Origin of the sequence: Vreelandella aquamarina, assembly GCF_020075495.1 — a bacterium.
GTDB classification, from domain to species: domain Bacteria; phylum Pseudomonadota; class Gammaproteobacteria; order Pseudomonadales; family Halomonadaceae; genus Vreelandella; species Vreelandella aquamarina_A.
The window spans coordinates 165,565-191,168 of sequence record NZ_JABYQT010000002.1 but is presented as its reverse complement, the minus strand read 5'-3'; the positions used below and the strand labels follow the sequence as shown (position 1 = coordinate 191,168).

24 protein-coding genes are annotated in these 25,604 nt (G+C 61.2%); 12 read left to right on the top strand and 12 right to left on the bottom strand.

Annotated elements, in window-relative coordinates; all coding sequences use genetic code 11:
• The first annotated feature begins 21 nt into the window (after window positions 1–21).
• The 7 genes from HW452_RS03530 to HW452_RS03500 all read left to right on the top strand — a co-directional run bounded on the left by HW452_RS03530 (window position 22) and on the right by HW452_RS03500 (window position 6,877).
• Window positions 22–2,853, top strand: a complete 2,832-nt coding sequence (locus HW452_RS03530) for a monovalent cation/H+ antiporter subunit A (RefSeq protein WP_224104723.1) — start codon at window positions 22–24, stop codon at window positions 2,851–2,853.
• Complete coding sequence (locus HW452_RS03525) at window positions 2,853–3,185, top strand: Na+/H+ antiporter subunit C (RefSeq protein WP_224104722.1); 333 nt, start codon at window positions 2,853–2,855, stop codon at window positions 3,183–3,185. The genes HW452_RS03530 and HW452_RS03525 overlap by 1 nt, the downstream gene beginning before the upstream one ends.
• Window positions 3,182–4,693: a monovalent cation/H+ antiporter subunit D gene (locus HW452_RS03520; RefSeq protein ID WP_224104721.1), complete on the top strand. Its 1,512-nt coding sequence runs from the start codon at window positions 3,182–3,184 to the stop codon at window positions 4,691–4,693. Before HW452_RS03525 ends, HW452_RS03520 begins: the two co-directional genes overlap by 4 nt.
• Window positions 4,690–5,187: a Na+/H+ antiporter subunit E gene (locus tag HW452_RS03515; RefSeq protein WP_224104720.1), complete on the top strand. Its 498-nt coding sequence runs from the start codon at window positions 4,690–4,692 to the stop codon at window positions 5,185–5,187. Before HW452_RS03520 ends, HW452_RS03515 begins: the two co-directional genes overlap by 4 nt.
• Entirely contained in the window at window positions 5,181–5,450 is a 270-nt protein-coding gene (locus HW452_RS03510; protein WP_224104719.1) for a K+/H+ antiporter subunit F, read from the top strand. The genes HW452_RS03515 and HW452_RS03510 overlap by 7 nt, the downstream gene beginning before the upstream one ends.
• A gap of 43 nt (window positions 5,451–5,493) precedes the next feature.
• Window positions 5,494–5,880, top strand: coding sequence for a Na+/H+ antiporter subunit G (locus tag HW452_RS03505; protein WP_224104718.1), 387 nt, complete (start codon window positions 5,494–5,496; stop codon window positions 5,878–5,880).
• Window positions 5,881–6,046: 166 nt separating this feature from the next.
• Window positions 6,047–6,877 carry a DUF6694 family lipoprotein gene (locus HW452_RS03500; RefSeq protein WP_317986313.1) on the top strand — a complete coding sequence of 277 codons (831 nt, stop codon included), beginning with the start codon at window positions 6,047–6,049 and terminating at the stop codon, window positions 6,875–6,877.
• 54 nt (window positions 6,878–6,931) lie between these two features.
• Here the strand turns inward: HW452_RS03500 and serB are convergent, their stop codons facing one another.
• The 4 genes from serB to pgi all read right to left on the bottom strand — a co-directional run bounded on the left by serB (window position 6,932) and on the right by pgi (window position 14,159).
• A complete protein-coding gene (gene serB / locus HW452_RS03495; protein ID WP_224104717.1) occupies window positions 6,932–8,146 on the bottom strand; it encodes a phosphoserine phosphatase SerB in 1,215 nt (404 codons plus the stop codon).
• 3 nt (window positions 8,147–8,149) lie between these two features.
• Window positions 8,150–10,402 carry a DNA topoisomerase IV subunit A gene (parC, locus tag HW452_RS03490; protein ID WP_224104716.1) on the bottom strand — a complete coding sequence of 751 codons (2,253 nt, stop codon included), beginning with the start codon at window positions 10,400–10,402 and terminating at the stop codon, window positions 8,150–8,152.
• 6 nt (window positions 10,403–10,408) lie between these two features.
• Window positions 10,409–12,304, bottom strand: coding sequence for a DNA topoisomerase IV subunit B (parE, locus tag HW452_RS03485; protein ID WP_224104715.1), 1,896 nt, complete (start codon window positions 12,302–12,304; stop codon window positions 10,409–10,411).
• Window positions 12,305–12,461: 157 nt separating this feature from the next.
• The gene (gene pgi / locus HW452_RS03480) at window positions 12,462–14,159 is read right to left on the bottom strand and encodes a glucose-6-phosphate isomerase (protein WP_224104714.1); all 1,698 of its coding nucleotides are present in this window, start codon (window positions 14,157–14,159) and stop codon (window positions 12,462–12,464) included.
• 100 nt (window positions 14,160–14,259) lie between these two features.
• Here pgi and cmoA point away from each other — a divergent pair, with 100 nt between their 5' ends.
• Together cmoA and cmoB are read left to right on the top strand one after the other, a co-directional pair.
• Complete coding sequence (gene cmoA, locus HW452_RS03475) at window positions 14,260–15,003, top strand: carboxy-S-adenosyl-L-methionine synthase CmoA (protein ID WP_224104713.1); 744 nt, start codon at window positions 14,260–14,262, stop codon at window positions 15,001–15,003.
• Window positions 15,004–15,996, top strand: a complete 993-nt coding sequence (gene cmoB / locus HW452_RS03470; protein ID WP_224104712.1) for a tRNA 5-methoxyuridine(34)/uridine 5-oxyacetic acid(34) synthase CmoB — start codon at window positions 15,004–15,006, stop codon at window positions 15,994–15,996.
• 15 nt (window positions 15,997–16,011) lie between these two features.
• On the opposite strand, the gene HW452_RS03465 is transcribed toward cmoB, so the two are convergent.
• The 4 genes from HW452_RS03465 to HW452_RS03450 all read right to left on the bottom strand — a co-directional run bounded on the left by HW452_RS03465 (window position 16,012) and on the right by HW452_RS03450 (window position 19,448).
• Window positions 16,012–16,686: a zinc metallopeptidase gene (locus tag HW452_RS03465; protein WP_224104711.1), complete on the bottom strand. Its 675-nt coding sequence runs from the start codon at window positions 16,684–16,686 to the stop codon at window positions 16,012–16,014.
• Between the two features lie 62 nt (window positions 16,687–16,748).
• Window positions 16,749–17,795, bottom strand: coding sequence for an App1 family protein (locus HW452_RS03460; RefSeq protein WP_425348082.1), 1,047 nt, complete (start codon window positions 17,793–17,795; stop codon window positions 16,749–16,751).
• A gap of 89 nt (window positions 17,796–17,884) precedes the next feature.
• Window positions 17,885–18,448 (bottom strand): type 1 glutamine amidotransferase domain-containing protein, encoded by a 564-nt coding sequence (locus HW452_RS03455; RefSeq protein ID WP_224104709.1) that lies wholly within the window; start codon window positions 18,446–18,448, stop codon window positions 17,885–17,887.
• 118 nt (window positions 18,449–18,566) lie between these two features.
• Window positions 18,567–19,448, bottom strand: coding sequence for a helix-turn-helix transcriptional regulator (locus HW452_RS03450; RefSeq protein ID WP_224104708.1), 882 nt, complete (start codon window positions 19,446–19,448; stop codon window positions 18,567–18,569).
• Window positions 19,449–19,557: 109 nt separating this feature from the next.
• On the opposite strand from HW452_RS03450, the gene HW452_RS03445 reads away from it, so the two are divergent.
• The 3 genes from HW452_RS03445 to HW452_RS03435 are packed head-to-tail and all read left to right on the top strand — an operon-like array spanning window position 19,558 to window position 21,826.
• The gene (locus tag HW452_RS03445; protein ID WP_224104707.1) at window positions 19,558–20,262 is read left to right on the top strand and encodes an ABC transporter permease; all 705 of its coding nucleotides are present in this window, start codon (window positions 19,558–19,560) and stop codon (window positions 20,260–20,262) included.
• Window positions 20,259–20,981 carry an ATP-binding cassette domain-containing protein gene (locus HW452_RS03440; RefSeq protein ID WP_224104706.1) on the top strand — a complete coding sequence of 241 codons (723 nt, stop codon included), beginning with the start codon at window positions 20,259–20,261 and terminating at the stop codon, window positions 20,979–20,981. The genes HW452_RS03445 and HW452_RS03440 overlap by 4 nt, the downstream gene beginning before the upstream one ends.
• Before the next feature lie 35 nt (window positions 20,982–21,016).
• Window positions 21,017–21,826, top strand: coding sequence for a substrate-binding domain-containing protein (locus HW452_RS03435; RefSeq protein WP_224104705.1), 810 nt, complete (start codon window positions 21,017–21,019; stop codon window positions 21,824–21,826).
• Window positions 21,827–21,890: 64 nt separating this feature from the next.
• Here the strand turns inward: HW452_RS03435 and cysN are convergent, their stop codons facing one another.
• The 4 genes from cysN to HW452_RS03415 form a co-directional block, all read right to left on the bottom strand.
• Window positions 21,891–23,312 (bottom strand): sulfate adenylyltransferase subunit CysN, encoded by a 1,422-nt coding sequence (gene cysN, locus HW452_RS03430; RefSeq protein ID WP_224104704.1) that lies wholly within the window; start codon window positions 23,310–23,312, stop codon window positions 21,891–21,893.
• Window positions 23,312–24,274 carry a sulfate adenylyltransferase subunit CysD gene (cysD, locus tag HW452_RS03425; RefSeq protein ID WP_224104703.1) on the bottom strand — a complete coding sequence of 321 codons (963 nt, stop codon included), beginning with the start codon at window positions 24,272–24,274 and terminating at the stop codon, window positions 23,312–23,314. The genes cysN and cysD overlap by 1 nt, the downstream gene beginning before the upstream one ends.
• 147 nt (window positions 24,275–24,421) lie before the next feature.
• A complete protein-coding gene (locus HW452_RS03420; RefSeq protein ID WP_224104702.1) occupies window positions 24,422–25,156 on the bottom strand; it encodes a phosphodiesterase in 735 nt (244 codons plus the stop codon).
• A complete protein-coding gene (locus tag HW452_RS03415; RefSeq protein ID WP_224104701.1) occupies window positions 25,156–25,602 on the bottom strand; it encodes a DUF1249 domain-containing protein in 447 nt (148 codons plus the stop codon). The genes HW452_RS03420 and HW452_RS03415 overlap by 1 nt, the downstream gene beginning before the upstream one ends.
• Window positions 25,603–25,604 lie beyond the last annotated feature (2 nt).

Genomic DNA, 25,604 nt, shown 5'->3' with positions numbered 1-25,604 from the left:
TAATTGCGCTGGATGGAACCCATGACACTGCTGTGGATAGCCCTACTGCCCCTGTTGGGCGTACTGGTGCCGGCACTCACTGCCCAACGCGGTCGCACGCTGTGCTCGCTTGCCACGGGCATCGTGCCGGCGATTGCCCTGCTGCTTACGCTGATGCAACTGCCTGGCCTGCTCGATGGCGAGGCGCTTCGAGTCAGCGTGCCGTGGCTGCCTGAACTCGGGCTTGAGCTGGCCTTTCGCCTCGACGGGCTCTCTTTGCTTTTCAACCTGCTGATTCTGGGCATTGGCCTTCTGATTCTGCTCTACGCCCATTTCTACCTTGACAAGGATGAGCCCTACGGGCGCTTCTACGCCTTTCTGATTCTCTTCATGGCCTCGATGGTCGGCATTTCGATGTCCGACAACCTGATACTGCTCTGGCTGTTCTGGGAACTTACCAGCCTTTCCTCTTTCCTGCTGATTGGCTTTTGGTCGTACCGGGGCGATGCACGCAAGGGCGCGCGGATGGCGCTGACCATTACCGGTGCCGGTGGGCTTGCACTGCTGGCTGGCCTCTTGCTGCTGGGCGACATGGCCGGCAGCTACCGAATGGACGATGTGCTGGCAAGCGGTGCGCAGATCGTGGCCGACGGCCGCTACCCGCTGATGCTGGCGCTGGTGCTGCTGGGCGCGTTTACCAAATCTGCCCAGTTCCCCTTCCATTTCTGGCTTCCCCACGCCATGGCGGCACCGACCCCGGTGTCGGCCTACCTGCACTCGGCCACCATGGTGAAAGCCGGCATCTTCTTGATGGCGCGCCTGCACCCGGCCATTGCGGGCAGCGAGCTGTGGAGCGTCGTGGTACCGCTGGTGGGTTCGATCACGCTGCTTTACGGCGCCTGGTTTGCGCTGTTCAAGACCGACCTGAAAGCCATTCTGGCGTTTTCCACCATCAGCCACCTGGGGCTGATCACCGTGCTGCTGGGCATCGGCAGCCCCATGGCGGTGCTGGCGGCGCTGTTTCATATCATCAATCACGCCACCTTTAAGGCGGCGCTGTTCATGAGCGCCGGCATCATCGATCACGAAACCGGCACGCGCGAGCTCAAGCTGCTGGGAGGCCTGCGCAAGACCATGCCGGTCACCGCATTGCTGTCTACCCTGGCAGCAGCGGCCATGGCGGGCGTACCACTGTTCAACGGTTTTCTTTCCAAGGAGATGTTCTTTACCGAAACCCTGGCAACACCGGTGCTTGGCGGGCTCAGCTGGCTGATTCCCGTGCTGGCCGCGATAGGCGGCGTCCTGTCGGTTGCCTACTCGGTTCGCCTGGTGCATGCGGTATTCTACAAGCCGGCCAAGGAAGCATCGCCCAAGAAGCCTCACGAGCCGCCGCACCTGATGCGCCTGCCCGTGGAAATCCTGGTGGCGCTGTGCGTAGTGGTCGGCCTGTTCCCGGCATTCTTTGCCACCAACCTGCTGGATCTGGCCACCCAGGCAGTTCTGGGCGAGCCGCTGGATTTCCATCTGGCCATCTGGCACGGCGTCAACCTGCCGCTGGTGATGAGCCTTGTAGCTTTTGCCCTGGGCTTGATGATGTATTGGCGCCACGCTGACCTGCGCCGTTTTCTGCAGCCATTTGCAAGCGTGGATGCACGCCGCGTGTTCGAGCGTTTCATGATGACGCTGGGCTATCGCGCCGAGCAGACCATGGCCGCGCTGGATGGCAACTCGCTGCAGCGCTTCATGAGCTGGCTGCTGCTGGCCGCCCTGTGCATGGGCGTGCTGGGCTTGGCACAGATGGATATCCTGTCGGGCAGCAAGAGCAATCAGCCGTCCGATGGCATTCTGGTGTTTGGCGCGGCCATGCTGATCTTTGGCGGTATCGCCACCGCGGCCACCCATCGCTATCGCTTGATATCGCTCTTGATGCTGTCGATTGTCGGGCTTTTCGTGGCGCTGACCTTTGCCCGCTTCTCTGCCCCCGACCTGGCGCTTACCCAGCTCTCCGTCGAGGTGGTGACCATGATCCTGCTGATGCTGGCACTGTTCTTCTTGCCCCAGCGAACGCCGCGCGAATCAAGCCCCCTGCGCAACGTGCGCGACATGCTGCTGGCAGGCGCCCTGGGAATGGTGGTGGCCAGCCTCAACTATGCGGTCATGACGCGTGAAACGCTGTCGATCTCCAGCTTCTTCATGGCCAACAGCGTACCCGGCGGCGGCGGCCATAACGTGGTGAACGTCATTCTGGTCGATTTCCGCGGCTTCGATACCCTAGGCGAAATCACCGTGCTGGCGCTGGCGGGTCTGGCAATCTTCAAGCTGTTAAACCGCCTGCGCCTGTTCATGCCGCACAGCGACGGTGAAGGCCGCGTCTGGTCGCCGGACCGCTACCCGGCCATCCTGACCTCGATTTCCATGACCCTGCTGCCGCTGGCGCTGCTGGTCTCGGCGTTTATCTTCCTGCGCGGGCATAACCAGCCGGGCGGCGGCTTCATTGCCGGCCTGATTACCGCAGTGGCGCTGATTCTTCTCTATATGGCGCGCGGCGTGGAGTGGGCCCAGGCTCGCCTGGACTTCCCCTTCCAACCGGTGGCCGTGGTCGGTGTCGCCATCGCCACGTTGACCGGGCTTGGCAGCTGGCTGTTTGGCTATCCGTTCCTGACCTCGGCGTTTGGCTATTTCAGCTTGCCGGGCATCGGCAAGTTCGAGCTGGCCACTGCCCTGCTGTTCGATCTAGGAGTGTATCTGGCGGTAGTGGGTGCCACGCTGATGATTCTTGCCAACCTGGGCAAGGTCACCACCGCGCACCGTCCGGTGACCGACCCCAAAGAGCCCGATACGCCCGCCCCGACACCTGCCAAGGAGCCTCGCTGATGGAGACCCTTTACGCGATTACTACCGGCGTGCTTACCGCCTGCGGCCTCTACCTGACACTGCGCGGGCGCACCTTTCCCGTGGTGGTCGGGCTTACGCTGACCTCCTACGCGGTGAACCTGTTCCTGTTCTCCATGGGGGGATTGACCACCGACGGCGCCGCTATCGTGCACGGTGACGGCAACTACGCCGACCCCCTGCCTCAGGCGCTTGTACTCACGGCCATCGTCATCGGCTTTGCCATGACCGCGTTCGTGGTGATTCTTGCCATGCGTGCCCGCAGTGAAGCGGGTAACGATCACGTGGACGGCAAAAAGGAAGACCGTGAATGATGCAACATCTGATTGTTTTCCCCGTCATCGTGCCGCTGGTTGCGGGCATCCTGCTGCTCTATCAGCGTCAGGGCCTGATCCGCTACAAGCGCATCGTCAGTATCCTTGCCACCCTGCTCACGCTGGCTGCCGCCACTGGGCTGGTCAGCGTGGCCGTTCAGGGCGACATCGTCTACTACGCCCTTGGCGACTGGCAGCCGCCCTTTGGCATCGTACTGGTACTCGACCGGCTTTCGGCACTGATGCTGCTGGTAACGGCACTGCTGGCCGTTGGCGCGGTGGTCTATGCCTGCGCGGGAGATGATGAAAAGGGCAGCAACTTTCACGGCCTGTTCCAGTGGCAGTTGCTGGGTATCAACGGCGCGTTTCTGACCGGCGATCTGTTCAACCTGTTCGTATTCTTCGAAGTGCTGCTGCTGGCCTCTTATGCCCTGCTGCTTCACGGAGGCGGCAAGGCACGCATTCAGGCAAGCGTCCACTACGTGGTGCTGAACCTGGCCGGCTCCTCGCTGTTCCTGATTGCCGTGGGCATCCTTTACGGCGCGACCGGCACCCTGAACATGGCCGACATGGCACAGCGCCTGGCCAGCCTTCCCGCCGAGCGTCAGGGCCTGGTAAGTGCCGGTGCACTGATGCTTCTGGTCGTGTTTGGCCTGAAAGCGGCCATCATGCCGCTCTACTTCTGGCTGCCGCGGGCCTACGCCGCCGCCCCGGCGCCCGTTGCGGCGCTGTTTGCGATCATGACCAAGGTCGGTATCTACGCCATTCTGCGTGTCTATACGCTGCTTTTCAGCGACAGCACTGGCGCGCTTTTCGCCCTGGAGCAGCCCTGGGTGTGGTGGCTGGCCCTTGCCACGCTGGCCGTGGCCGGCGCGGGGGTGATTGCCGCGCGTGACCTGCGCCTGCTGGTCGCCTACCTGGTGCTGATTTCAGTAGGCACGCTGCTGGCTGGCGTAGGTATCCGCACGCCGGCGGCCATCTCGGCGCTGCTTTACTATCTGATTCATACCACGCTGATCACCGGCGGGCTTTTCCTGCTGGCCGACATGATCGGCCAGCAGCGCGGCAAGGCGGGCACCCGGATCGTCAAGGGGCGGCCCATGGTGCAAGGCGCCGGGCTGGCCCTGCTGTTCTTCATCGGCGCCATCGCGGTGATCGGCATGCCGCCGCTTTCCGGCGCCATCGGCAAGGCGCTGGTGCTCAATGCAGCGCAAGGCACGCAGCGGCTCTGGCTGTGGCCGCTTCTGCTGCTGGCAAGCCTGGCCTCGCTGATCGCGCTTTCCCGGGCGGGCTCGACCATGTTCTGGCGAAGCCACCTGGGAAGCCCGAGCGGTAGCGTGTTACCCCGCCGCCAGTGGTTTGGCGTGGCCTGGCTACTGAGTGCTGCCCCGCTGCTGGTGGCGCTGGCCGGGCCGATCAGCGAGTACACCCAGGCCACCGCCGACCAGTTGGCCAATCCCCAACGCCTGATTGATACGTTACTGCCTGCCGCCGAGGAGGCTTCATGATTACGCCGCGTTCCTGGCTACCCACGCCGGTTTTATCCATTCTGCTACTTGTCGTATGGCTGCTGCTGGCGCGCAGCTATGCGTTTGGCCAGTTTGTGCTGGGCGGCGCGCTGGCTGTGCTGATTCCGCTTCTGACCTACCGCTTCTGGGACGCCAAGCCGAGTATCAAGAAGCCTTTCAAGCTGCTGCGCTACGGGCTGCGCGTGCTGGGCGATATCGTCACCGCCAACTTCGAAGTCGCCTACCTGATTTCCAATCCATGGCGCACGCTCAAGCCGCACTTCATCGAATACCCGCTGATGCTGGAGGAGCGCTTCACCATTACGCTGCTGGCAAGCACCATCAGCCTTACGCCGGGGACGGTATCGGCCAACTTGCGCATGGATGGCAAATCACTGCTGATCCACGCACTCAACGTGGATGATGAAGACGCGCTGATCGAGCAGATCCGGGAGCGCTACGAACGCCCGCTCAAGGAGATTTACGAATGCTAGAGGTTGCTCTGTATATCACGCTTGCACTGGTAGTACTGGCGCTGCTGATGAACCTGTTCCGGCTGGTGGTCGGCCCGGCAATGCCTGACCGAGTCCTCGCCATGGACACCATGTACGTCAACTCCATTGCGCTGATCGTACTGCTCGGACTCTGGCTCAACAGCAAGACCTACTTCGAGTCGGCCCTGCTGATTGCCATGCTCGGTTTCATCAGCACCGTGGCCGTTTGCAAGTACATTCTGCGCGGGGACATCATCGAATGACGCCATTTGCATTCCCGCTGACCGCTTGCCAAGGAGGCGTAAGATGCCGCTATTGATAGAAGCCATCATTTCTTTGCTGTTGATCGCCGGCGGCATATTCGTGTTTATCGGCTCGCTGGGCATGGCGCACCTGCGCGATTTCTACATGCGCCTGCATGGCCCGACCAAGGCCACCACCCTGGGAATTGGCTGCATGCTGATCGCCTCCATGGCGTATTTCTGGAGCGTGGACGGTAAACCGGATATTCAGGAAATGCTCATTACGCTGTTTCTGTTCATCACCGCCCCGGTGAGCGCCCACCTGCTGGCCAAGACCGGCCTGCACCTGCAGCTGCCGCACACCGATACCACCGGAGGCAAGCCGTTCGAGCTGCGCGATGAAGAGGTAGGCGACAAGCCGGTTCCGCATCCGGATAAGGGTCACGGCTGACGTACCATCCACGGGCAACCCGTGGATGACTGAAGAGTCCTGAGCGCTGGCCTGCCCGCCAGCGCTTTTTTGTCCGGTACGCACTTTAACAATTCGCAGAGATGGTAGTGGTGGCTAACGCTTTCGGGTAAGCTCCACTCGTTTTTCAATGCCTCGAGGTGAATGCATGAGGAGCCTCCTACGCCTGCCCGCGCTTACGCTTTCGTTATGCGTGCTGGCTGGCTGTTCAGATCCCAAGATCGACACCAGTTCCATGCCGGCGGCTGTGGTCTCGATCGAGAACGTGCGCGAAGCCCTGCCCGCCTACAAGCGCGACGAGTTCGACAAGGCGCTGGCGATCATGGCAATGCCTTCGTTCAGCAGCGTGGCGCTGTTGAGCCCCAAGCGCATGAACGGCGCGGAAATTGCCGAAGCGGCCAATGCGCAAATGCACGGCCTGACCGGCGACCAGATCATTCATCGTGCCGATGAGATACTACGTGAGAGGCGTGCGCGCGAGCGTGAGCAGGCCGTGCGCACATTGACCCGCCTGAGCGAGAAGCAGGCCCGGGCCGAGCAGGACGCGGCGCAGCTGGCACGCTTTCGCATTGATAGCGCGCGCTATTACATGAGCCAGAGTCCGTATGGCACACCTGAACCGGTAATCGATCTGGAAGTGACCAACGGCACGGATGAAGCGATCTCCGAAGTACGACTGCAAGGCGTGGTCAAGAGCGATGACCGCGCCACCCCCTGGATCAATGAGACCTTCTACTACGTGATTTCCGGCGGGCTGGAGCCGGGGGAAACGGCCAAGTGGAGCCTGGCCCCCAACCGCTTTGGGGTATGGGGCAATACGCAGATACCGGGCGATGCAACGTTTGTGGTAACCCTGGCAGGACTCAAGGACGCGGAAGGTGAGCCGTTATGGACCTCGCCTGCGCTGAGCAAAAACGAGGCGGCCAAGCTTGCCAGGCTGCATGAGGAGTATCCAGGCATCAGCCTGATCGAAGAGTAGCGCCCTCAGGCGGCGTCAAAGCGCCGCCTGAGGAAGACGGGTTACCGTGTTCGATCACTCGGCATGATCAATCAGATCCGCCTGACGGTAGCCGATCAGGTACAGCACCGCATCGATACCCAAGGTGGAAATTGCCTGGCGCGCCTGGGCGCGCACCAGTGGTTTGGCACGAAAGGCGATTCCCAACCCTGCCTTGGCCAGCATCTTCAGATCATTGGCACCATCACCCACCGCGATGGTCTGCTCCAGGGTAAAGCCTTCGCGCAGGGCAATCTGCTCCAGAAGCTCCGCCTTGCGCTCGGCATCCACGATAGGCTCATGCACCTCGCCGGTTACCTTGCCATTTTCGATGACCAGCTCATTGGCATGAATTTCGTCGAAGCCGAGCTTCTCCTGCAAATGGCGGGCAAAGTAGGTAAAGCCGCCGGATAGAATCACGGTGCGGTAACCAAAGCGTTTCAAGTTGGCCATCAAGCGCTCGACGCCATCCATCAGCGGAAGCTCGTCGGCAATCTTGATAAGCACTGATTCATCCAGGCCCTTCAACTTGCTCATGCGCTCGCGAAAGCTTGCCTGGAAATCCAGCTCGCCGCGCATGGCACGCTCGGTTACCTCGGCCACTTCCTCACCCACGCCGTGCCGTCTTGCCAGCTCGTCGATCACTTCGGTCTTGATCAGGGTGGAATCCATGTCGAAACATACCAGGCGGCGATGACGGCGCCAGATCGAATCTTCCTGGATGGCGATATCTACCCCCTGCTCGGCGCCCAGTGCCAATGCCCTTTCACGCAGCGCTTCGATATTGGCCCCTTCACCGCGCAGCCAGCACTCGACGCAGGAACCGCCCCTGGGAGCCTGACCATCGAGGGATTCACGCCCGGAAAGACGGTGAATCAGCTCGACGGTTAGGCCGAACTCGCCGGTCAAGCTGCCCACCTCGGCCAGAATGCCCGCCGGAAGCCTGGGTGCCAGGAGCGTCAGAATCAATCTCGGTAGACTGGCATCGCTGCTCCAGCGCTGGTAATCCTCGGCATCGACGGTAATCGCCTGCACATCAAGGCCCAGCGCATCACCCGCTTCGCTCAGCGTGGCTTCCAGGGCGTTATCGTGATCAAGCCCTACCAGCGCTTCCAGTGAAAGCATGCCAAAGGTCACGCTCTGGTTGATATCCAGAAGCTGCGCGCCAGTTCGGCCAAGCGCCCTGCCCAGACCTTCCAACTGCCCCGGACGAGCCACGCCGGTGGCTCGAATCAAACATCGTCTTGCCATGTACTATTCCCCTGCTTCCAGCCGGTCGACTTTTTGGAAACCGCGTGGCAGCTTGCTGCCGCGTCGGCCTCGTTCACCGCGATAGTACGCCAGATCATCCGCTTTCAGCGTGAGCTTGCGCTTGCCGGCATGGATCAGCAGTGCATCGGTTGAGGAGAGCACAGCGATATCCCGCACGAACTCTTCCCGCCGCGCCGCACGCGGACCCGGGATATCCAGCATCTTGTTGCCTTTACCCTTGGCCATTTCCGGCAGTTGATCGAGCGGGAACAGCAGCAGCCGCCCTTCGTTGGAAACCGCAGCCACCCAGTGGCCTTCACCTTCAGGCACTTCGACCGGGGCCATGACGCTGCACCCCTTGGGCAGGCTGAGCACCGCCTTGCCGGCCTTGTTCTTGCCGGTCAGCGCGTCAAGCCGGGCCATGAACCCGTAGCCACCATCGCTTGCCAGAATAAAGCGCCGCTCCGGCGGTGCGAGCATCAGCCCGGCCATCTGAGCGCCTGCCGATACGTTTGCCCGTCCGGTGACCGGTTCGCCCTGCCCACGGGCACTGGGCAGGTTGTGAGCAGCCAGCGTATAGGCGCGCCCGGTATCATCCAGCAGTACCAGCGGCTGGTTGGTCTTGCCCCGTCCGGCCAGGTGGAAGCTGTCGCCGGCCTTGTAGGAGAGTCCTTCGGGGTCGATATCGTGGCCCTTGGCGGCACGGATCCACCCTTTATCCGAGAGCACCACGGTGATCGGGTCGGCCCCCAGCAGTTCCACTTCGGAAAGTGCCTTGGATTCGGCACGCTCCACCAGCGGCGAGCGGCGCTCGTCACCGTGCTCCTTGCCGGCGGCACGAATCTCTTTTTCGATCAGCGTAGTCAGCTTGGCATCGCTGCCCAGCAGGCCCTGCAGCCGCTTGCGCTCTTTCTCGAGTTCATCCTGCTCGCCGCGAATCTTCATCTCTTCGAGCTTGGCAAGGTGGCGCAGGCGCAGCTCCAGAATGGCTTCCGCCTGACGCTCGGAAAGCCCGAACGCGCTTATCAAGGCGGCCTTGGGTTCATCCTCTTCACGAATGATACGGATGACTTCATCGAGGTTGAGGTAGGCCGCCAGCAGGCCTTCCAGAATATGCAGGCGGTCTTCCACCTTGCCCAGGCGGTGCTCGAGACGCCGACGTACAGTGCTGCGCCGGAACTGCAGCCATTCACCCAGCAGTTCCGGCAACGGCATGACCCGCGGGCGGCCGTCGAGTCCGATCACGTTCATGTTGACCCGCACGTTCTTCTCGAGATCCGTGGTGGCAAACAGGTGCGCCATGAGCGACTCGACATCCACGCGGCTGGAGCGCGGCTCGATCACCAGGCGCGTGGGCTCTTCGTGGGTCGATTCATCGCGAAGGTCCGCCACCATGGGCAGTTTCTTGGCCTGCATCTGCGCGGCGATCTGCTCGAGCACCTTGGCACCGCTGACCTGGTAAGGCACCGCGGTGATCACGATATTGGCGTCTTCGCGGATATAGCGGGCACGCAGCTTGACCGAACCACGGCCGGATTCGTAGAGCTTGCGCAGGTCCGATCTCGGCGTGATGATTTCCGCATCGGTCGGGAAATCCGGCGCGGGCATGAACTCGAGCAGGTCCGTGGTCGTGGCACCCGGATTGCGCAGCAGGTGGCAGGTCGCTTCGACTACCTCGGAAATGTTGTGCGGCGGGATGTCGGTGGCCATGCCGACGGCAATGCCGGTGCCGCCGTTGAGCAGCACGTGGGGCAGCTTGGCAGGCAGCACGATGGGCTCTTGCATGGTGCCGTCAAAGTTCGGCGCCCAGTCGACCGTGCCCTGTCCAAGCTCGCCCAGCAGCACGTCGGCAAACCTGGAGAGCTTGGCTTCGGTGTAGCGCATGGCCGCAAAGGATTTGGGATCATCCGGGCTACCCCAGTTGCCCTGGCCATCCACCAGCGGATAGCGGTAGCTGAACGGCTGGGCCATCAGCACCATGGCTTCATAGCAGGCGCTGTCACCATGGGGGTGGAATTTACCCAGCACGTCACCCACGGTACGCGCCGACTTCTTGTACTTGGCGTTGGCGTTGAGCGCCAGCTCGCGCATGGCGTAGATGATCCGCCGCTGCACAGGCTTCATTCCATCGCCGATGTTGGGCAGCGCGCGGTCCAAGATGACGTACATCGAGTAGTCGAGATACGCTTTTTCGGTATAGTCGCGCAGGGAGAGACGTTCGACGTCGCCCTCCGCGACCTGAATATCCATGGTCATCGGGAGTTATACCTCAATGTCTGCGAGGTTGCCGTAATCTTCCAGCCATTTCTTGCGGTCACCGGCACGTTTCTTGGCCAGCAGCATATCCATCATTTCCATGGTGCCATCGCCATCGTTCAGGGTCAGTTGCACCAGGCGGCGTGTCTCGACGGCCATGGTGGTTTCACGCAGCTGCAGGGGGCTCATTTCACCCAGCCCCTTGAAACGCTGTACGTTCGGGGTGCCACGCTTTTTCGCCAGTTGCTTGAGAATCGCGGCCTTTTCGCTTTCGTCCAGGGCGTAATGCACCTCCTTGCCCAGGTCGATGCGGTAAAGGGGCGGCATGGCGACGAACACGTGGCCTGCATCCACCAGTGCGGGGAAATGGCGAACAAACAGCGCGCACAGGAGCGTGGCGATGTGCAGGCCGTCGGAGTCGGCATCGGCCAGGATGCATATCTTGTGATAGCGCAGCTTTTCAAGATCGGCGCTGTTGGGATCTGCACCAATCGCCACGGCAATATCGTGCACTTCCTGAGAGCTGTAGATGTCGTGGGATTCCACCTCCCAGGTATTCAAAATCTTGCCGCGCAGGGGCAGGATCGCTTGAGTGTCACGGTTGCGCGCCTGCTTGGCGCTGCCGCCGGCGGAGTCGCCCTCGACCAGAAACAGCTCGCTCAATGCCGGGTCCTGGCCCGAGCAATCCGCCAGCTTGCCGGGCAGCGCCGGGCCCGAGGTCACCTTCTTGCGCGCCACCTTCTTGGCTTTCTTCTGCCGGTTCTGGGCGGCGCTGATGACAAGCTCCGCCAGCTGTTCGGCCTGGTCGATATGGTGATTGAGCCACAGCGAGAATGCATCCTTCACCACGCCAGACACGAAGCCTGCAATGGTGCGCGATGAAAGGCGCTCCTTGGTCTGCCCGGCAAACTGGGGGTCGAGCATCTTCACCGAGAGCACGAAGGAGGCGCGCTCCCAGAGATCGTCGGCGGTCAGCTTGATACCCCGGGGCAGCAGGTTGCGGTATTCACAGAACTCGCGCAGCGCATCCAGCAGCCCGGAGCGCAGACCGTTGACGTGGGTGCCGCCCTGAGGCGTAGGGATCAGGTTGACGTAGCTTTCCAGCAGCGATTCGCCGCCTTCCGGCAGCCACTGGATGGCCCAGTCGACGCCGTGCTCGTCATCGCTGAAGTGACCCACGAAGGGCGCGCTTGGCAGTACCTCATAGCCGTCGGTAGCTTCGGCCAGGTAGTCGCGCAGGCCGTCGGCATAGGCCCACTCGGTGGTGGTGCCGACCGGCTCGACCAAAGTGACCGCAAGCCCGGGGCACAGTACCGCCTTGGCGCGCAGCAGGTGCTTCAGTTTTGAAACGGCGAGCTTGGGGCTGTCGAAGTAGCTCTCGTCGGGCCAGAAGCGCACCAGCGTGCCGGTAGCCCGCTTGGCGGCCTTGCCGATCTCGTGCAGCTCCTCGACCTTTTCGCCGAATTCGAAGGCGATGGCGTGACGCGCGCCACCGCGGGTCACCTCCACTTCCAGGCGCCTTGAGAGCGCGTTGACCACCGAAACGCCCACCCCGTGCAGGCCGCCGGAGAAACGGTAGCTCGAGGAGGAGAACTTGCCGCCTGCGTGCAGCTTGGTAAGGATCAGCTCCACCCCGGAGACGCCGTGCTCGGGATGAAGGTCAATCGGCATGCCACGGCCGTTATCCTGCACTTCGATGGCGCCATCGCTGTGCAGCATGACACGAATCGCGGAGGCATGGCCGGCCAGCGCTTCGTCCACGCTGTTGTCGATTACCTCCTGGGCAAGGTGATTGGGCCGGGAGGTGTCGGTGTACATACCGGGACGCTTACGTACCGGCTCGAGCCCGGACAGGACTTCGATAGAGCTCGCGCCGTACTGAGAGGCATCAAACTGGGTCATGTAACGTCGGTTCCTGAAGGGTAAAGCTGGCAGCCGCCTGTGACTCTTACAGGCAGCCGACAAAGAGCGCTAGAATAGCAAAAAGCTGTATATCCAGCCATATCTATTGCGTGATGAAAAAAGCACCCGGCGCTTTTTTTATCGATATCAGAAGCAGTTATTCATTCTGCTCGGCAGCCCAGAACGCCTCGATCAAACCACGACTGGAGGCATCCATGCGAGAGACATCGCCTTCGCCGTCGATGATCGCCTGGGTGTCGGTGGCAATCTGCTTGCCAAGCTCCACGCCCCACTGGTCAAACGGGTTGATATCCCAGATGACGGCCTGCACGAATACCTTGTGCTCATAAAGCGCGATCAGCGCGCCCAGGCTGTGCGGGGTCAGCTTGTCCAGCAGTACCGTGGTCGAGGGCTGGTTGCCGCGGTAGCGCTTGTGCTCCGGGCGCGGGCCATCATCTTCCAGTGCGTCATCACCGAGCATCAGCACCCGCGACTGGGCAAAGCAGTTGGCCAGCGCCAGACGGTGCTGGGATTTCAGATGACGGCGGGTATCCGGGTCTTCCACTTCATCGTAGCGCTTGAGCGGGGCAATGAAGTCGCATACCACCGGCTGGGTACCCTGATGCAGAAGCTGGTAGAAAGCGTGCTGGGCGTTGGGGCCCAGCTGGCCCCAGAGCACCGGGCAGGTCGAATAGCTGACTGCCTGCCCCTGGCGGGTAACCGATTTGCCATTGGACTCCATCTCGAGCTGCTCTAGGTAGGCCGCGAAATACTCGAGGCGGCCGTCGTAGGGCAGAATCGAGTGAGCGCGGATATCCAGAAAGTTGACGTTCCAGATGCCCGCCAGCGCCAGCAGCACCGGCAGGTTGTCCTCCATGGGCGCTTCACGAAAGTGGCGGTCCATGGCATGCGCCCCGGCCAGCAGTTCGCGGAAATGGTCCATGCCTATCACCAGCGCAATCGGCAGGCCAATGGTGCCCCACAGCGAGTAGCGTCCCCCCACCCACTCCCAGAACGTGAGCTGATGATCCGGCGCAATGCCCCATTCGCTCATTTTCTGGGGGCTGGCCGACACGCCAATGAAGTGCTGGCGCACGATCAGCTCGGCGCTCACCGCCGGGGTACTGACGAAATCGCCCTGCTGGGTCAGGCGGCCAAGCAGCCAGTCCCGCGCGGTGTTGGCATTGGAGAGCGTGTCGATAGTGGTAAACGACTTCGACGAGAGCACGAAGATCGTCGTTTCAGGATTGAAGCGGCTCAGGTAGTCGGCCAGCTGCGAGCCGTCCATGGTAGAGGCGAAGTGCACTTCTACCGGATGAATATCGTCCGGGCGGCAATCGGCGAGCGCGTGCGTCACCATCAGCGGCCCAAGGTCCGAGCCACCCACGCCGAGATTCACCACATGACGAATCGGCTTGCCGGTCGCCCCACGCCACTGCCCTGCGTGCAGCCGGCACACCAGGCGCTCCATCTGGGCCAGGCTCTCGTGCACGCCGGCCACGATATCCTCGCCCTCGACATTGAGCGTGGCATCTGCCGGCAGGCGCAGCGCGGTGTGCAGAGCCGGACGATTTTCACTCACGTTCACCCGCTTGCCACTCAAAAGCGAATCGATGGCCCCGGGCACACCGGCATCGTGGGCCAGCGCCAGCAGGTGCTCAAGGGTGTCGTCATCCCAGCGCTGCTTGGAAAGGTCCAGCGTCAGGCCCGCCACTTGACGGGTGAAATTCGACCAGCGGCTCTGATCCGAACCAAACAGCGTTTTCAGATGGACGCCTTTCAGCTCCTCGGCATGCTGTTTGAGCGTCTGCCAGGCGGGCAGTTTATCGGGGGTAGCGCGTGATGCTGAGGCCATTTTCCCTCTCCTGTGGCGGCGAACCATGCAGCGCGGGTCTGTTCTGGTCAAATCAGGGCGCGTAAACTATCCCCCCTTTTTGATGACTCCCGGCTTGCCAATGAGTAATGCATCTTACCGTGACGCTATCTTTTCGACACCCCTTGATCGAGTAGCGCGTTTCTCCTTCGACGAGCAGGTCGTGGCCTGCTTTCCCGACATGATCCGCCGTTCGGTGCCGGGCTACGGCCAGATTCTGGGCATGCTGAGCCTGATTGCCCAGCGCCACCTGCGCCATGGCGCTCATGTGTATGATCTCGGCTGCTCGCTGGGCGCCTCGGGCCTGGCCCTGGCTGGCGCGCTGGAACCTGATGCGTTTCGCTATACCGGGGTCGATCTCTCTCCCGCCATGGCCGAGCGCGCCCGCCAAACCTTCAGCGACGAGTGCCCGGATTACGCCATGCGCGTGGAGGAGGCAGATATCCGTGTTCTGGATTATTCGCCATCAGGCATGATCATTCTCAACTTTACCCTGCAGTTTCTTCCTCCGGCGGACCGCGATGCCTTGTTGAAGCGCCTTTATGACGCGCTGGAACCCGGCGGCGTACTGATCCTTTCGGAAAAGACCATTGATGCCGACGAGCAGGACAACGCCTGGCGGGTAGAGCGCTACCACGACTTCAAGCGCGCCAACGGCTACAGCGACCTGGAGATCAGCCAGAAGCGCACCGCGCTCGAGAACGTGCTGATTCCCGATACCCTGGACGCGCTGCACGAACGTCTGCAGCAGGCCGGCTTCCCGCGCTCGGTGACCTGGTTTCAGTACCTGAACTTTGCCTCGGTCATCGCATTCAAGGAGGCATGAGTGGACATTCCCGCCGACCACCGCGCGCTATACCAGGCATTTCTGGATCAGGGCCTGACTACCTGGCTTGCCCGATTGCCCGAGCAGCTCGCCAAGGGGCTTGATCGCCAGCGCCACGGCGATCTGCCCGCCTGGGAAAAGGCCGTGGCCAAGCTGCCCGCCCTGCCCGCCGAGCGTCATGTGAACCTTGAAAGCGATACGCTGACGGTGGATCTCGACCTCAGCGAAAGCCAGCAGCGCCAGTGCTTCAACCTGCTCAGAAAGCTTGCACCCTGGCGCAAGGGCCCCTATTCGCTGGGCGGGATCCACATCGATACCGAATGGCGCTCGGACTGGAAATGGCAAAGAGTCGCCCCGCACCTGGCGCCCCTCAAGTACCGCAAGGTGCTGGACGTAGGCGGCGGCAGCGGTTATCACGCCTGGCGAATGGCCGGCGCCGGCGCGGCGTTCGTGCTGGTGATCGACCCTTCACCGCGCTTTTACTGGCAGTTTCAGGCGGTACGCCACTTCGTTGGCGATGCCGACGGCGGGCGAACCCAGTTTCTGCCCGTGGGTATCGAAGACGTGCCGGAAAATCTCGGCTTTTTCGATACGGTATTTTCCATGGGCGTGCTGTACCACCGTGCCTCCCCTTTTGAACATCTTCAGCAGTTGAAAGCGGCCCTGGCCCCCGGCGGCGAGCTGGTACTGGAAACCCTGGTAGTCGAAGGCGACGAGCAGACGGTCCTGGTGCCCGGCGAGCGCTACGCTGCGATGCCCAACGTCTACTTCCTGCCCTCCTCAAAGGCGCTGTGCCACTGGCTTGGCCGCTGCGGCTTCACCAATATCCGCGTGGTGGATGAAGCAGCCACCACGCTCGATGAGCAGCGCTCCACCGAGTGGATGACCTACCAGTCACTGGCGGACTTTCTCGACCCCGATGACCGTACACGCACTATTGAAGGCTACCCCGCGCCGCGGCGGGCGGTGCTTATTGCCAACAAGCCTGAATAGGCTCAGTTGATCATATTACCGACGCAGAATCACCAGCCAGCGCCCCAGGTTCAAGATGCTGGCAAGCGAGGCAGCCACGTAGGTAAAGGCGCAGGCGGTGAGCACGTGCCGGGCGCCCGGCATGTCGTAAGGCGGCACGTACTCTTTCAAAAGCGGCAGCGCGCGGTTGAAGCTGGCATCGAACTCCACCGGCAGGGTAACCAGATGCACGATGGCGGCGGTGCCAAAGCTGATGACAGCCATGGCGATTACCAGCGCCAGCCCGCCGGGCACACGCGTGAGCAGAAACAGGAAGGGAGCAGCCATCATCAGTAACGCGCCGAGTTTTTCGGCCTTTTGAGCCACATTGACCAGGCGGCTACGCGCCATCAGCGGTGCGTAGCCCTGATGATGCTGAAGGGCGTGGCCTACTTCGTGGGCGGCCACCGTTACCGCGGTCAGCGAACGGCCATCGTAGTGCTCGTCTGCAAGCCGCACGCAGCGCGCCTGCGGGTCGTAGTGGTCGCCGTGTTCGGTGCGCTCTACCGTGGCACCTTCTATTCCCAGACGGCGCAGCAGATGCTCGGCAAGCTCGGCGCCGCTACCGGGGTAGTCTTCACGCCCTTTACGATGCCTTTCGAGCACCCATTTGGCCCATACATTGGGCAGAACGAAAATGGCCAGAACGAAAAGGAGGAGCACAACGAGCATGGTATTGGGTTACCCGGTAGTTTGAGCAGCCGTTTTACCACGTACGCCGAGTGTGCAACACCTCAACACCCTCTGGCTTCGCGGCGCTCTTCTTCACGATGCTCTTTGACATCTCGAATAACGGCCTCGAGGCCACGAGCAGAAATATCGCCATTGGCGTGGGCATGCTCGGCAATCAGTATACTGTCCGGGGCCAGCACCAGCTCGCAGTCGGTATCGGCAAGCTCATCGTGCAGGCGCTGGATGGCCTGTTCACGCTTCGGGTCCTTGTCCACACGGCGGATATAGATCGCCTTGATACGGCCGGGATAGGCCTTGACGATTTCGGTATACACTTCCGGGTCATGCTGGCCACTGTCGCCAATCAAAATGCACGGCAGTTCGTCGAACAGCGTGAGCATGCGATCAATCAGCATACGCTTGTGCGCTTCAGCCTTACGCGGCCAGGGATGGCGTAGCGAAATTCCCCATTCGCGAAGAAACAGAATCGGCCCGACGGGAATGCGGTTGAGCTGGAAAAACGCTTCCAGCATCTCGTAGATGGCCCACGGCCCCCGCGAAACATACAGGATGGGACGTTCGGCCTTTTCAGTTTCGCCACGGTGCAGGGCCTGATAAAGCGAAGCCACGCCAGGAAACGCCGTGCGGCGGTGCGGTTTACGCACGAACAGGCGATAAAGCATCTTCAGCTTTTCCGCGACACCGGTGAACATCACCGTATCATCGATATCACTGATGACCAGCAGGTCCGTTTCCGGCGGCGGAATGTATACCTCTACATCGGTACGTACCGGTGACTGCCCTTCTGCCCGTACATGAATATCCGCTCGATGCCAGGAGACGTCGATGGGAAGTGAATGAGTAATCGGCAGGTGGGCGTCGAAGTAGCCGTCGCGATCCGTCGCGAGGGTCAGCTCGTTTTTACCAATCCGAATGTCGACCTGCGCATTGGCAAGACCGCGGCGAAAGATACGCCGGGTGACATCGGCCGTGTCACGAAGGATACCGCGCCGGGGGATGGCGCGGCCGAGTGCAGCTTGACGAAACACTCGCCCCATGACGAATACTTCATCAGAAGAACCGTAACCACGGTAGGGATGTACCATCATCCCCCCATGACCACGGTCTCGCTTCATGGGTTTTGCGATAACGTGGACAAGCCTTTTGAAAAAGCTCGTCCACGGCGTCAGCCAGGACATTAGGCGTGCTGGCCTGAATGGCGACCTTCCTGTAGCTCTTCGAGGAGCTTGGCGTTAAACGCATCCAGATCTTTCGGGGTGCGGCTGGTGACCAGGGCGTTATCACACACCACGGCCTCGTCTACCCAGTTGGCACCGGCATTGCGCAGGTCTTGGGCCACGCTTGGCACCGAGGTCATCTTGCGGCCTTCTACAACGCCTGCGTTAATCAGGATCCAAGGCGCGTGGCAGATAGCGGCAACCGGCTTGCCCGCCTGGAAGAACGCTTTCACGAAGCTCAAGGCGTCGTCGTTCATGCGCAGCTCATCCGGGTTGAACAGGCCACCTGGCAGTACAAGGCCGTGGTAGTCAGATTCGTTGACGTCAGACAGCGCCTTGTCGGCTTCGTAGGTGTCACCCCATTCGGTTTCGGCCCAGGCACGAATACCTTTACCTTCAGGCGTAATTACATGTACCTCGACGCCTGCTTTTTGAAGCGCTGCCCGCGGCACGCTCAGTTCGGACTCTTCAAAACCATCAGCGGACAAAATTGCAACGCGTTTACCGTTTAATGCTTGATTCATCATGCTCTCCATTTCGTGATGAGGTTGGCGCTGGCTGTGTTAACCAACGCCTTAACAGTGTGGACCATCATGTATAATCGTCAAGCATGGAAACCGAACCGGGCCAGTAACGACGTGCTCAAGCGTTGTACAACACGCAGCCCAACCGACGAATATCGTAGCCCCCCAATGCCTCGGCCTGCTGCTTGAAACGCGTCTGCCGGGTAAACGCGATCAGGGCCTGGATCGGCGGTTCGAAATAGCTTCGGCGAGGCATCAAAAGATCAAACGACTCCTCGTGCAGGGCAATGAACGAAAGCTGCTGGCGACGCGCGGCAGCCTCGACACCCAGCCCTACATCAGCATCCCCTTGGCGAATGCTGAGCGCCAGATCATCTTCACTTTGCGAGGCATGAGGCGCCCAGCCAATTTGACGTGGGTCGATGGCGGCGTTGTCGAGCAGGCATTCAAGCAACTGCGCGGCGCCGGCATCGAGCTGCCGATGGGCCACCGTCAACTCCTTGCGGACAATATCCTGGAGCGACTGGATGCCCAGCGGATTGCCCGGTGCTACCAGCAGCCCCTGACGCCGCACTGCCCAGTGCAGGATGATCAGGTCGCGCATACCGCCAAGACCCAGCACGGCGGGGTCGTTGTAGCGCTGTGTCTCGGGATGAAGCAGGTGCACACCGGCCAGCATTGCCTTGCCATCGACCAGGCGGCGCACGCCATCCCAGCTGCCATGGCAAAGCAGCGCAAGCTCGCTGGCGCTTTCACGCACCGCCCACTCCAAGAGCGGGTCCTGGCTGCCGGCCAGCACCGCAGGCAGCGCCAAGCGCTGAGCCTGATCGCCCTCCAGATGATTGAGCAACCACATATCAATCTGCTGACGAGGAAACAGCAGCTTTCCCGTTGCCCGGCTACAGGGGATCTGCCCCTGACGTACCAGATCGTATACCTTGCGCTCCTTGAGGCGTAGATAGTCAGCCACTTCGCTGGTCGTCAGATACTCCCTTGACATGGTCAACCCCTCATTTTACTGCATATAGCTGCATATATTTCAGGCATCAGTGCATTTAGCTAACATAACGTAAATAATGCCGGCTTGAAACATAACCCTGCGGAACATCATGTCGGCAAGCGATAACCCTTTCTATACGGCACTCACCTTGATTCTGGGAATGGATCACAGGCTTTTCGATATTGTCGCCTTGTCGCTTCAGGTATCGCTTATTGCCGTGGCGCTGGCCAGCCTGCTGGCCTTGCCGCTCGGTGCTGCCCTCGCCCTGTGGCGCTTTCCAGGGCGCAATATCGTCATCGTGATGCTCAATGCTCTCATGGGCTTGCCGCCGGTGGTGGCCGGGCTTTGCGTCTACCTGTTGCTTTCGCGTGCCGGGCCCCTGGGTCATTGGGGGTTGCTGTTTACGCCAGGCGCCATGGTGGTGGCACAGGTCATTCTGGTGCTGCCCATCATTGCTGCCCTGACACGCCAGCAGATAGAGTCACTGCACCAGGAGTACGCCGAGCAATTGCACTCGCTGGGCGTAAGGCCGCTGCGCATGATCCCGACGCTGCTCTGGGATGCCCGCTTCGGTCTTCTGACCGTGATTCTGGCAGGCTTTGGCCGCGCCAGTGCCGAGGTAGGGGCCGTCATGATCGTGGGCGGCAATATCGATGGCGTCACCCGAGTCATGACCACCAGCATCGTGCTGGAAACCAGCAAGGGCAACCTGCCGCTCGCACTTGGCCTGGGCATTATCCTGCTGAGCCTGGTCACCCTGATCAACGCGCTGGCCCATGTGGTCAGTGAAATGGCCAAAAGGCGCCTGGGATGAATGTTGAAACGACCATATCCACGGACATCGCCCCTCTTCATTTTGATCAGGTACGTTTCGAACACCGTGGCCACCGCCTACTGATGCCAACCAGCGTGACGTTTTCCGGCTGCCGCCGCACCCTGATCATGGGTCCTAACGGTGCGGGCAAAAGCCTGCTGATGCGCCTGGCCCATGGGCTTTTGCGCCCCAGCGGCGGCCAGGTTCGCTGGCAAGGCGCCACCCCGGTCCAAGCCATGGTATTTCAGCGCCCGGTACTGCTGCGCCGCTCGGCGCTGGAAAACCTGACCTACGTGCTGGCGATTCGTCGAGTGCCACGCGCCCAGCGCAAGGCGCGCGCGCTCGATGTGCTGGAGCGTTTCGGCCTCGCTGCCCTGTCCAAGCGCCCGGCGCGGGTACTTTCCGGCGGTGAGCAGCAGCGCCTGGCGCTTGCCAGAGCCTGGCTGCTCGATCCATCCGTGCTGTTTCTGGATGAGCCCACCTCGGCCCTGGACCCCGCCGCCATCAAGGCGGTGGAAGACGCGGTCAACGCTTTTCACCAGCAGGGCACGCGCATCATCATGGCGACCCACGATCTTCATCAGGCACGCCGCCTGGCCGATGACATCATTTTCATGTACGGCGGGCAGGCACTGGAGCACACCCCTGCAGATCGCTTTTTCGATATACCGCATTCGCCCGAGGCAGCCGCCTTTATTCGGGGAGAGCTTGTGTGGTGACCACGCAGCCCCCACCATCAGCAAGGAGCAGACGCATGCAGAAAATGACAACCATGGTAACCGCCGGCTTGATCAGCCTTTCCTGGAGCGCCTCGCTGCTCGCCGAGGATGACTTCATCACGCTGGCCTCCACCACCTCCACCGAGAACTCAGGCCTGTTCGATGCCATCATCCCTGCGTTCACCGATGCCACCGGCATCGATGTTCGAGTGGTCGCGGTAGGTACCGGTCAGGCATTCGAGATTGCCCGTCGCGGCGATGCCGACAGCCTCCTGGTTCACGATACTGCCGGTGAAGAGCAGTTCGTGGCCGACGGCTACGCCACCGAGCGCCAGGATGTGATGTACAACGACTTCGTGCTGGTAGGCCCCAGCGACGACCCGGCCGGGATTCGCGATAGTGAAAGCGCGGCAGAGGCCTTTGCGCTGATCGCCGAGAGCGAGTCGCCCTTCGCCTCCCGCGGCGACGACAGCGGCACCAACCGCGCCGAGCTACGCATGTGGGAAGACGCAGGCGTGACCGCCCAGGGCGAGTGGTACCGCGAGCTGGGCAGCGGCATGGGCCAGACGCTCAACACCGCCGCCGGCATGAATGCCTACACCTTTACTGATCGTGCCACTTGGGTCGCGTTCGAGAACCCGCAGGATTTGACCCTGCTGTTCGAAGGCGATGAAGCGCTGTTCAACCAGTATGGCAGCCTGCTGCTGTCCACCGAGAACAATCCGTACCTGAAGCAGGACCTGGCCAACGAGTGGCACAAGTGGCTGCTGTCTGACGAGGGCCAGCAGGCCATTGCCGATTTCGAAGTCAACGGCCAGCAGCTGTTCTTCCCGAACGCCAAGTAAGCCAAGCGCAAAAAAAAAGCCGCCGCTAGTGATAGCGGCGGCTTTTGCCTTTCAGACATTCGATCTAGAACAGCTCGCGAATATCCTTGGCCTCCCAGTGCGGGAAATGCTTTCTGACCAGCGCGTTCAGGTCACGCTCGAAAGCAGCCCAGTCGGTGGTGGGCGCATTGCTGCCCTCACTGGATGCCACCGCGCGTATCATCCCCGCCCCGACGGTCACGTTGGTCAATCGGTCAATGATGATGAAGCTGCCGGTACCGGGGCTGGTGCGGTAGTCATCCACCGGAATGGCCGCGGTCAGCTCCACTTCGCAGCGCGCGATGGCGTTCAGCTCCAGCGCATCCGTTGAGTGTTTTTCGAGCGTATTGACGTCCACCTGATACTCGATGGCCCGCACCTGACCGGAAAGGTCGCGGGTGGCAAGCTTGAAGTCATAAAGCTTGCCCGGCGTCAGCGGCGTCTCGTGCATCCATACGATATCGGCGGTCAAGGCGTTGGAGAGCGGCACCTCGGCCTCGGCGCTTACCAGCCAGTCGCCGCGAGAGATATCAATCTCGTCTTCCAGGGTGACGGTAATCGCCTGGCCCGGGTAAGCCTCGCTCAAATCGCCATCGTAGGTAACCACGCGTGCCACTTTGGACGTCTTGCCAGAAGGCAGCGCTTTCACTGCCTGCCCCGGGCGCAGCACGCCGGCAGCCAGGGTGCCGCAGTAGCCGCGGAAATCCAGATTCGGCCGGTTCACGTACTGTACCGGCAGGCGCAGATCGCTCAGGTTCTGGTCGCGGCTGATCTCGGTGTTTTCGAGAAGCTCGATCAGCGTTTCGCCACTGTACCAAGGCGTCTGTTCGCTGCGGTTGACGACGTTGTCGCCATTGAGTGCCGACAGTGGCACGAACCGGATGTCGCTTGCCTGAAGATTGGTGGCAAAGGTGCGGTACTCTTCGACGATTTCGTTGAAGCGCTGCTCGGAAAAGCCCATCAAATCCATCTTGTTGACCGCGATCACCAGATGCTGAATACCCAGCAGGTCGGCAATGAAGCTGTGACGACGTGTCTGGGTCTGCACGCCATAGCGCGCATCGATCAGAATGATCGCCAGGCTCGCGGTGGAAGCGCCGGTGGCCATGTTGCGCGTGTACTGCTCGTGCCCCGGCGTGTCGGCAATGATGAACTTGCGCTTGTCGGTAGAGAAGAACCGGTAGGCGACATCGATGGTAATGCCCTGCTCGCGCTCGGACTGCAGGCCATCGACCAGCAGCGCCAGATCCACCGCATCCCCGGTGGTGCCGCTGGTCTTGGAGGCCTGGGTAATCGCCGCAAGCTGATCTTCGAAGATCATCTTGGAGTCGTGCAGCAAGCGGCCGATCAGCGTCGACTTGCCGTCGTCCACGCTGCCGCAGGTAATGAACCGCAGAAGATCCTTGTTCTCGTGCTCGTGCAGGTACTGCTCGATATTGTCGGCGATCAAGTTGGACTGGTGAGACATCAGAAGTACCCCTCGCGCTTTTTCTTCTCCATGGAACCTATCTGGTCGCGATCGATGGCGCGACCACTGCGCTCACTGGTGCGGGTCAGGAGCATTTCCTGAATGATTTCCGGGAGCGTTGCCGCTTCGGATTCCACCGCGCCGGTCAGCGGGTAGCAGCCCAGCGTTCTGAAGCGCACCGACTTCTCTTCGGGCACTTCACCTGGCGCCAGCGGCAGGCGGTCATCATCGACCATGACCTGCATGCCGTCACGCTCGACGATCGGGCGCTTGGCGGAGAAGTACAGCGGCACGATCGGAATCGACTCCAGATAGATGTACTGCCAGATATCGAGCTCGGTCCAGTTGGAGAGCGGGAAGACGCGGATCGACTCGCCCTTGTTGACCTTGGCGTTGTAGATGTTCCAGAGCTCCGGGCGCTGATTCTTGGGATCCCAACGGTGGTACTTGTCGCGAAAGGAGTAGACGCGCTCCTTGGCCCGCGACGCCTCCTCATCGCGCCGGGCACCGCCAAAGGCGGCGTCGAAGCCATGCTTGTCCAGCGCCTGCTTGAGCGCCTGGGTCTTCATGATATCGGTGTATTTCGCGCTGCCATGGTCGAACGGGTTGATATTGGCCGCCCGCCCCTCTTCATTGGTATGCACGATCAGCTCCATACCCGCCTCGGCTGCCATGCGGTTGCGAAACTCGATCATTTCGCGAAACTTCCAGGTGGTATCCACGTGCAACAGCGGGAACGGCGGTATACCGGGGTAGAACGCCTTGCGCGCCAGATGCAGCATCACCGAGGAGTCCTTGCCGATCGAGTACATCATGACCGGGTTGCTGAACTCAGCCGCGACTTCACGAATGATGTGAATGGATTCGGCTTCAAGCTGTTTCAGGTGGGTCTGACGCGCGGCGCTGAGCGCCCCGGGCGCCTCGCGCCGCGGCGTCGAAGAGAGTGTGGAGAACTGAGTCATGGTCTGCTACCTCACAAAACAAGCCGATCGATTCAAGCCTGCAGTACATGCTGAGTTGAAACGCTATACGTTTGATTGTGAGTAGAGTAACGCCGAGTCGATAATAACCCAAAAGAATTAATAACTATCTTTTTATTCTTTTATCACCTAAACGTCGACGCGCTCGATCCAGGTCTCCCACTGCTCGCCGCGCAGGTCGACTACCCGATAGCCAGGACGTGAAGCTTCATCGATGGCAAAGGCATCGGCGCCGGGCATGAACTGGTCCGACATGGCCGGGCACCCATACACCCCGATACGGCCTTCGCCTGCCTCGAAGTGCTGGGCGTGGGCCTGATGCGCATGACCAAACAGCACCAGCCTGACCTGAGGATAGGCGCTCAGCACCTGCCAGAAGGCATCACGGTCCGACAGGCCAATGGCATCCATCCAGGCCGCTCCCACATCTACTGGCGGGTGGTGCATGGCGATCAAGGTAGGCCGGTCATCTGCTTCCAGCCGAGCCGCCAACGCCATCAACTGCTCGCTGCCCAGCTCGCCATGGGGCTGGCCTGCCACCTGCGTGTTCAGCAGCAGCATACGCCACTGCTGCATATCCACCTCGTCCAGCAGTGGGTGTTCAGCGCGCATCAGCTCAATCTGGTCGTGATTGCCCGGCAGCCAGAACCAGGGACATGGCAGCGTGGCCATGGCTTCTCTGGCAAGGGCATAGGAGGCTGGCGTTTCGTCCTGGCTGATATCCCCGGTAAATACGATGATATCCGGTCGCTCGGCCATGACCGCAGCAAGCACTCGTTGAAAATGCTCCCAGGGAACACCTGCCCGCGAACGCGCATCGGTATCGGCATGTAAATGAGCATCGGTAATCTGCACCAGTCGCATCAGCGTATCTCCGGCAGGTCATAGGCGTGCCCATGGGCCAGGCCGTGGGCCAGCCACTCGCCCAGAAAACGGTTGAGCTGGAGCTTTTCATCGGGCTGGTGCATGCGTGCGTTGGGATAACGATAGCGCCCGCTGAAGTGGCGCTCACGCTGAAAGTCGGTCACCTCGGCCATGCGCACATCGTGGTACAGGTGCACGCGCATGCGCGGGCCTGCCATGATGCTGTCCAACGGGCCGCTTTGGGTAACGTCCACCATGGTGGTGTAAGGCGCCTGCTCCACGACCGTCAGTTGAAGATCGCCGAAATGGCGTTCGTCACTGCTTAGCGCAATCTCACGGCGCTGCCCGCTCTCCATATCGCCCACCAGGCGCGAGAGGCGCAGATAATTGGCGCTGCACTCCCCCTGAAGCGATTTCAAATCGGTGACGTAGGCTGTTCTCGCCATGC

What these genes read in the sequence shown, in the direction of transcription:
- cysD (WP_224104703.1), bottom strand. Translation starts at nt 24,274, where the DNA reads ATGACTCAGTTCTCCACACTCTCTTCGACGCCGCGGCGCGAGGCGCCC.
- HW452_RS03530 (WP_224104723.1), top strand. Translation starts at nt 22, where the DNA reads ATGACACTGCTGTGGATAGCCCTACTGCCCCTGTTGGGCGTACTGGTG.
- HW452_RS03515 (WP_224104720.1), top strand. Translation starts at nt 4,690, where the DNA reads ATGATTACGCCGCGTTCCTGGCTACCCACGCCGGTTTTATCCATTCTG.
- HW452_RS03420 (WP_224104702.1), bottom strand. Translation starts at nt 25,156, where the DNA reads ATGCGACTGGTGCAGATTACCGATGCTCATTTACATGCCGATACCGAT.
- serB (WP_224104717.1), bottom strand. Translation starts at nt 8,146, where the DNA reads ATGGCAAGACGATGTTTGATTCGAGCCACCGGCGTGGCTCGTCCGGGG.
- HW452_RS03440 (WP_224104706.1), top strand. Translation starts at nt 20,259, where the DNA reads ATGAATGTTGAAACGACCATATCCACGGACATCGCCCCTCTTCATTTT.
- cmoA (WP_224104713.1), top strand. Translation starts at nt 14,260, where the DNA reads ATGAGTAATGCATCTTACCGTGACGCTATCTTTTCGACACCCCTTGAT.
- HW452_RS03520 (WP_224104721.1), top strand. Translation starts at nt 3,182, where the DNA reads ATGATGCAACATCTGATTGTTTTCCCCGTCATCGTGCCGCTGGTTGCG.
- parE (WP_224104715.1), bottom strand. Translation starts at nt 12,304, where the DNA reads ATGACCCAGTTTGATGCCTCTCAGTACGGCGCGAGCTCTATCGAAGTC.
- cysN (WP_224104704.1), bottom strand. Translation starts at nt 23,312, where the DNA reads ATGTCTCACCAGTCCAACTTGATCGCCGACAATATCGAGCAGTACCTG.
- HW452_RS03445 (WP_224104707.1), top strand. Translation starts at nt 19,558, where the DNA reads ATGTCGGCAAGCGATAACCCTTTCTATACGGCACTCACCTTGATTCTG.
- HW452_RS03465 (WP_224104711.1), bottom strand. Translation starts at nt 16,686, where the DNA reads ATGCTCGTTGTGCTCCTCCTTTTCGTTCTGGCCATTTTCGTTCTGCCC.
- HW452_RS03460 (WP_425348082.1), bottom strand. Translation starts at nt 17,795, where the DNA reads ATGATGGTACATCCCTACCGTGGTTACGGTTCTTCTGATGAAGTATTC.
- HW452_RS03510 (WP_224104719.1), top strand. Translation starts at nt 5,181, where the DNA reads ATGCTAGAGGTTGCTCTGTATATCACGCTTGCACTGGTAGTACTGGCG.
- HW452_RS03500 (WP_317986313.1), top strand. Translation starts at nt 6,047, where the DNA reads ATGAGGAGCCTCCTACGCCTGCCCGCGCTTACGCTTTCGTTATGCGTG.
- HW452_RS03455 (WP_224104709.1), bottom strand. Translation starts at nt 18,448, where the DNA reads ATGAATCAAGCATTAAACGGTAAACGCGTTGCAATTTTGTCCGCTGAT.
- pgi (WP_224104714.1), bottom strand. Translation starts at nt 14,159, where the DNA reads ATGGCCTCAGCATCACGCGCTACCCCCGATAAACTGCCCGCCTGGCAG.
- HW452_RS03450 (WP_224104708.1), bottom strand. Translation starts at nt 19,448, where the DNA reads ATGTCAAGGGAGTATCTGACGACCAGCGAAGTGGCTGACTATCTACGC.
- HW452_RS03505 (WP_224104718.1), top strand. Translation starts at nt 5,494, where the DNA reads ATGCCGCTATTGATAGAAGCCATCATTTCTTTGCTGTTGATCGCCGGC.
- HW452_RS03525 (WP_224104722.1), top strand. Translation starts at nt 2,853, where the DNA reads ATGGAGACCCTTTACGCGATTACTACCGGCGTGCTTACCGCCTGCGGC.
- parC (WP_224104716.1), bottom strand. Translation starts at nt 10,402, where the DNA reads ATGACCATGGATATTCAGGTCGCGGAGGGCGACGTCGAACGTCTCTCC.
- HW452_RS03415 (WP_224104701.1), bottom strand. Translation starts at nt 25,602, where the DNA reads ATGGCGAGAACAGCCTACGTCACCGATTTGAAATCGCTTCAGGGGGAG.
- HW452_RS03435 (WP_224104705.1), top strand. Translation starts at nt 21,017, where the DNA reads ATGCAGAAAATGACAACCATGGTAACCGCCGGCTTGATCAGCCTTTCC.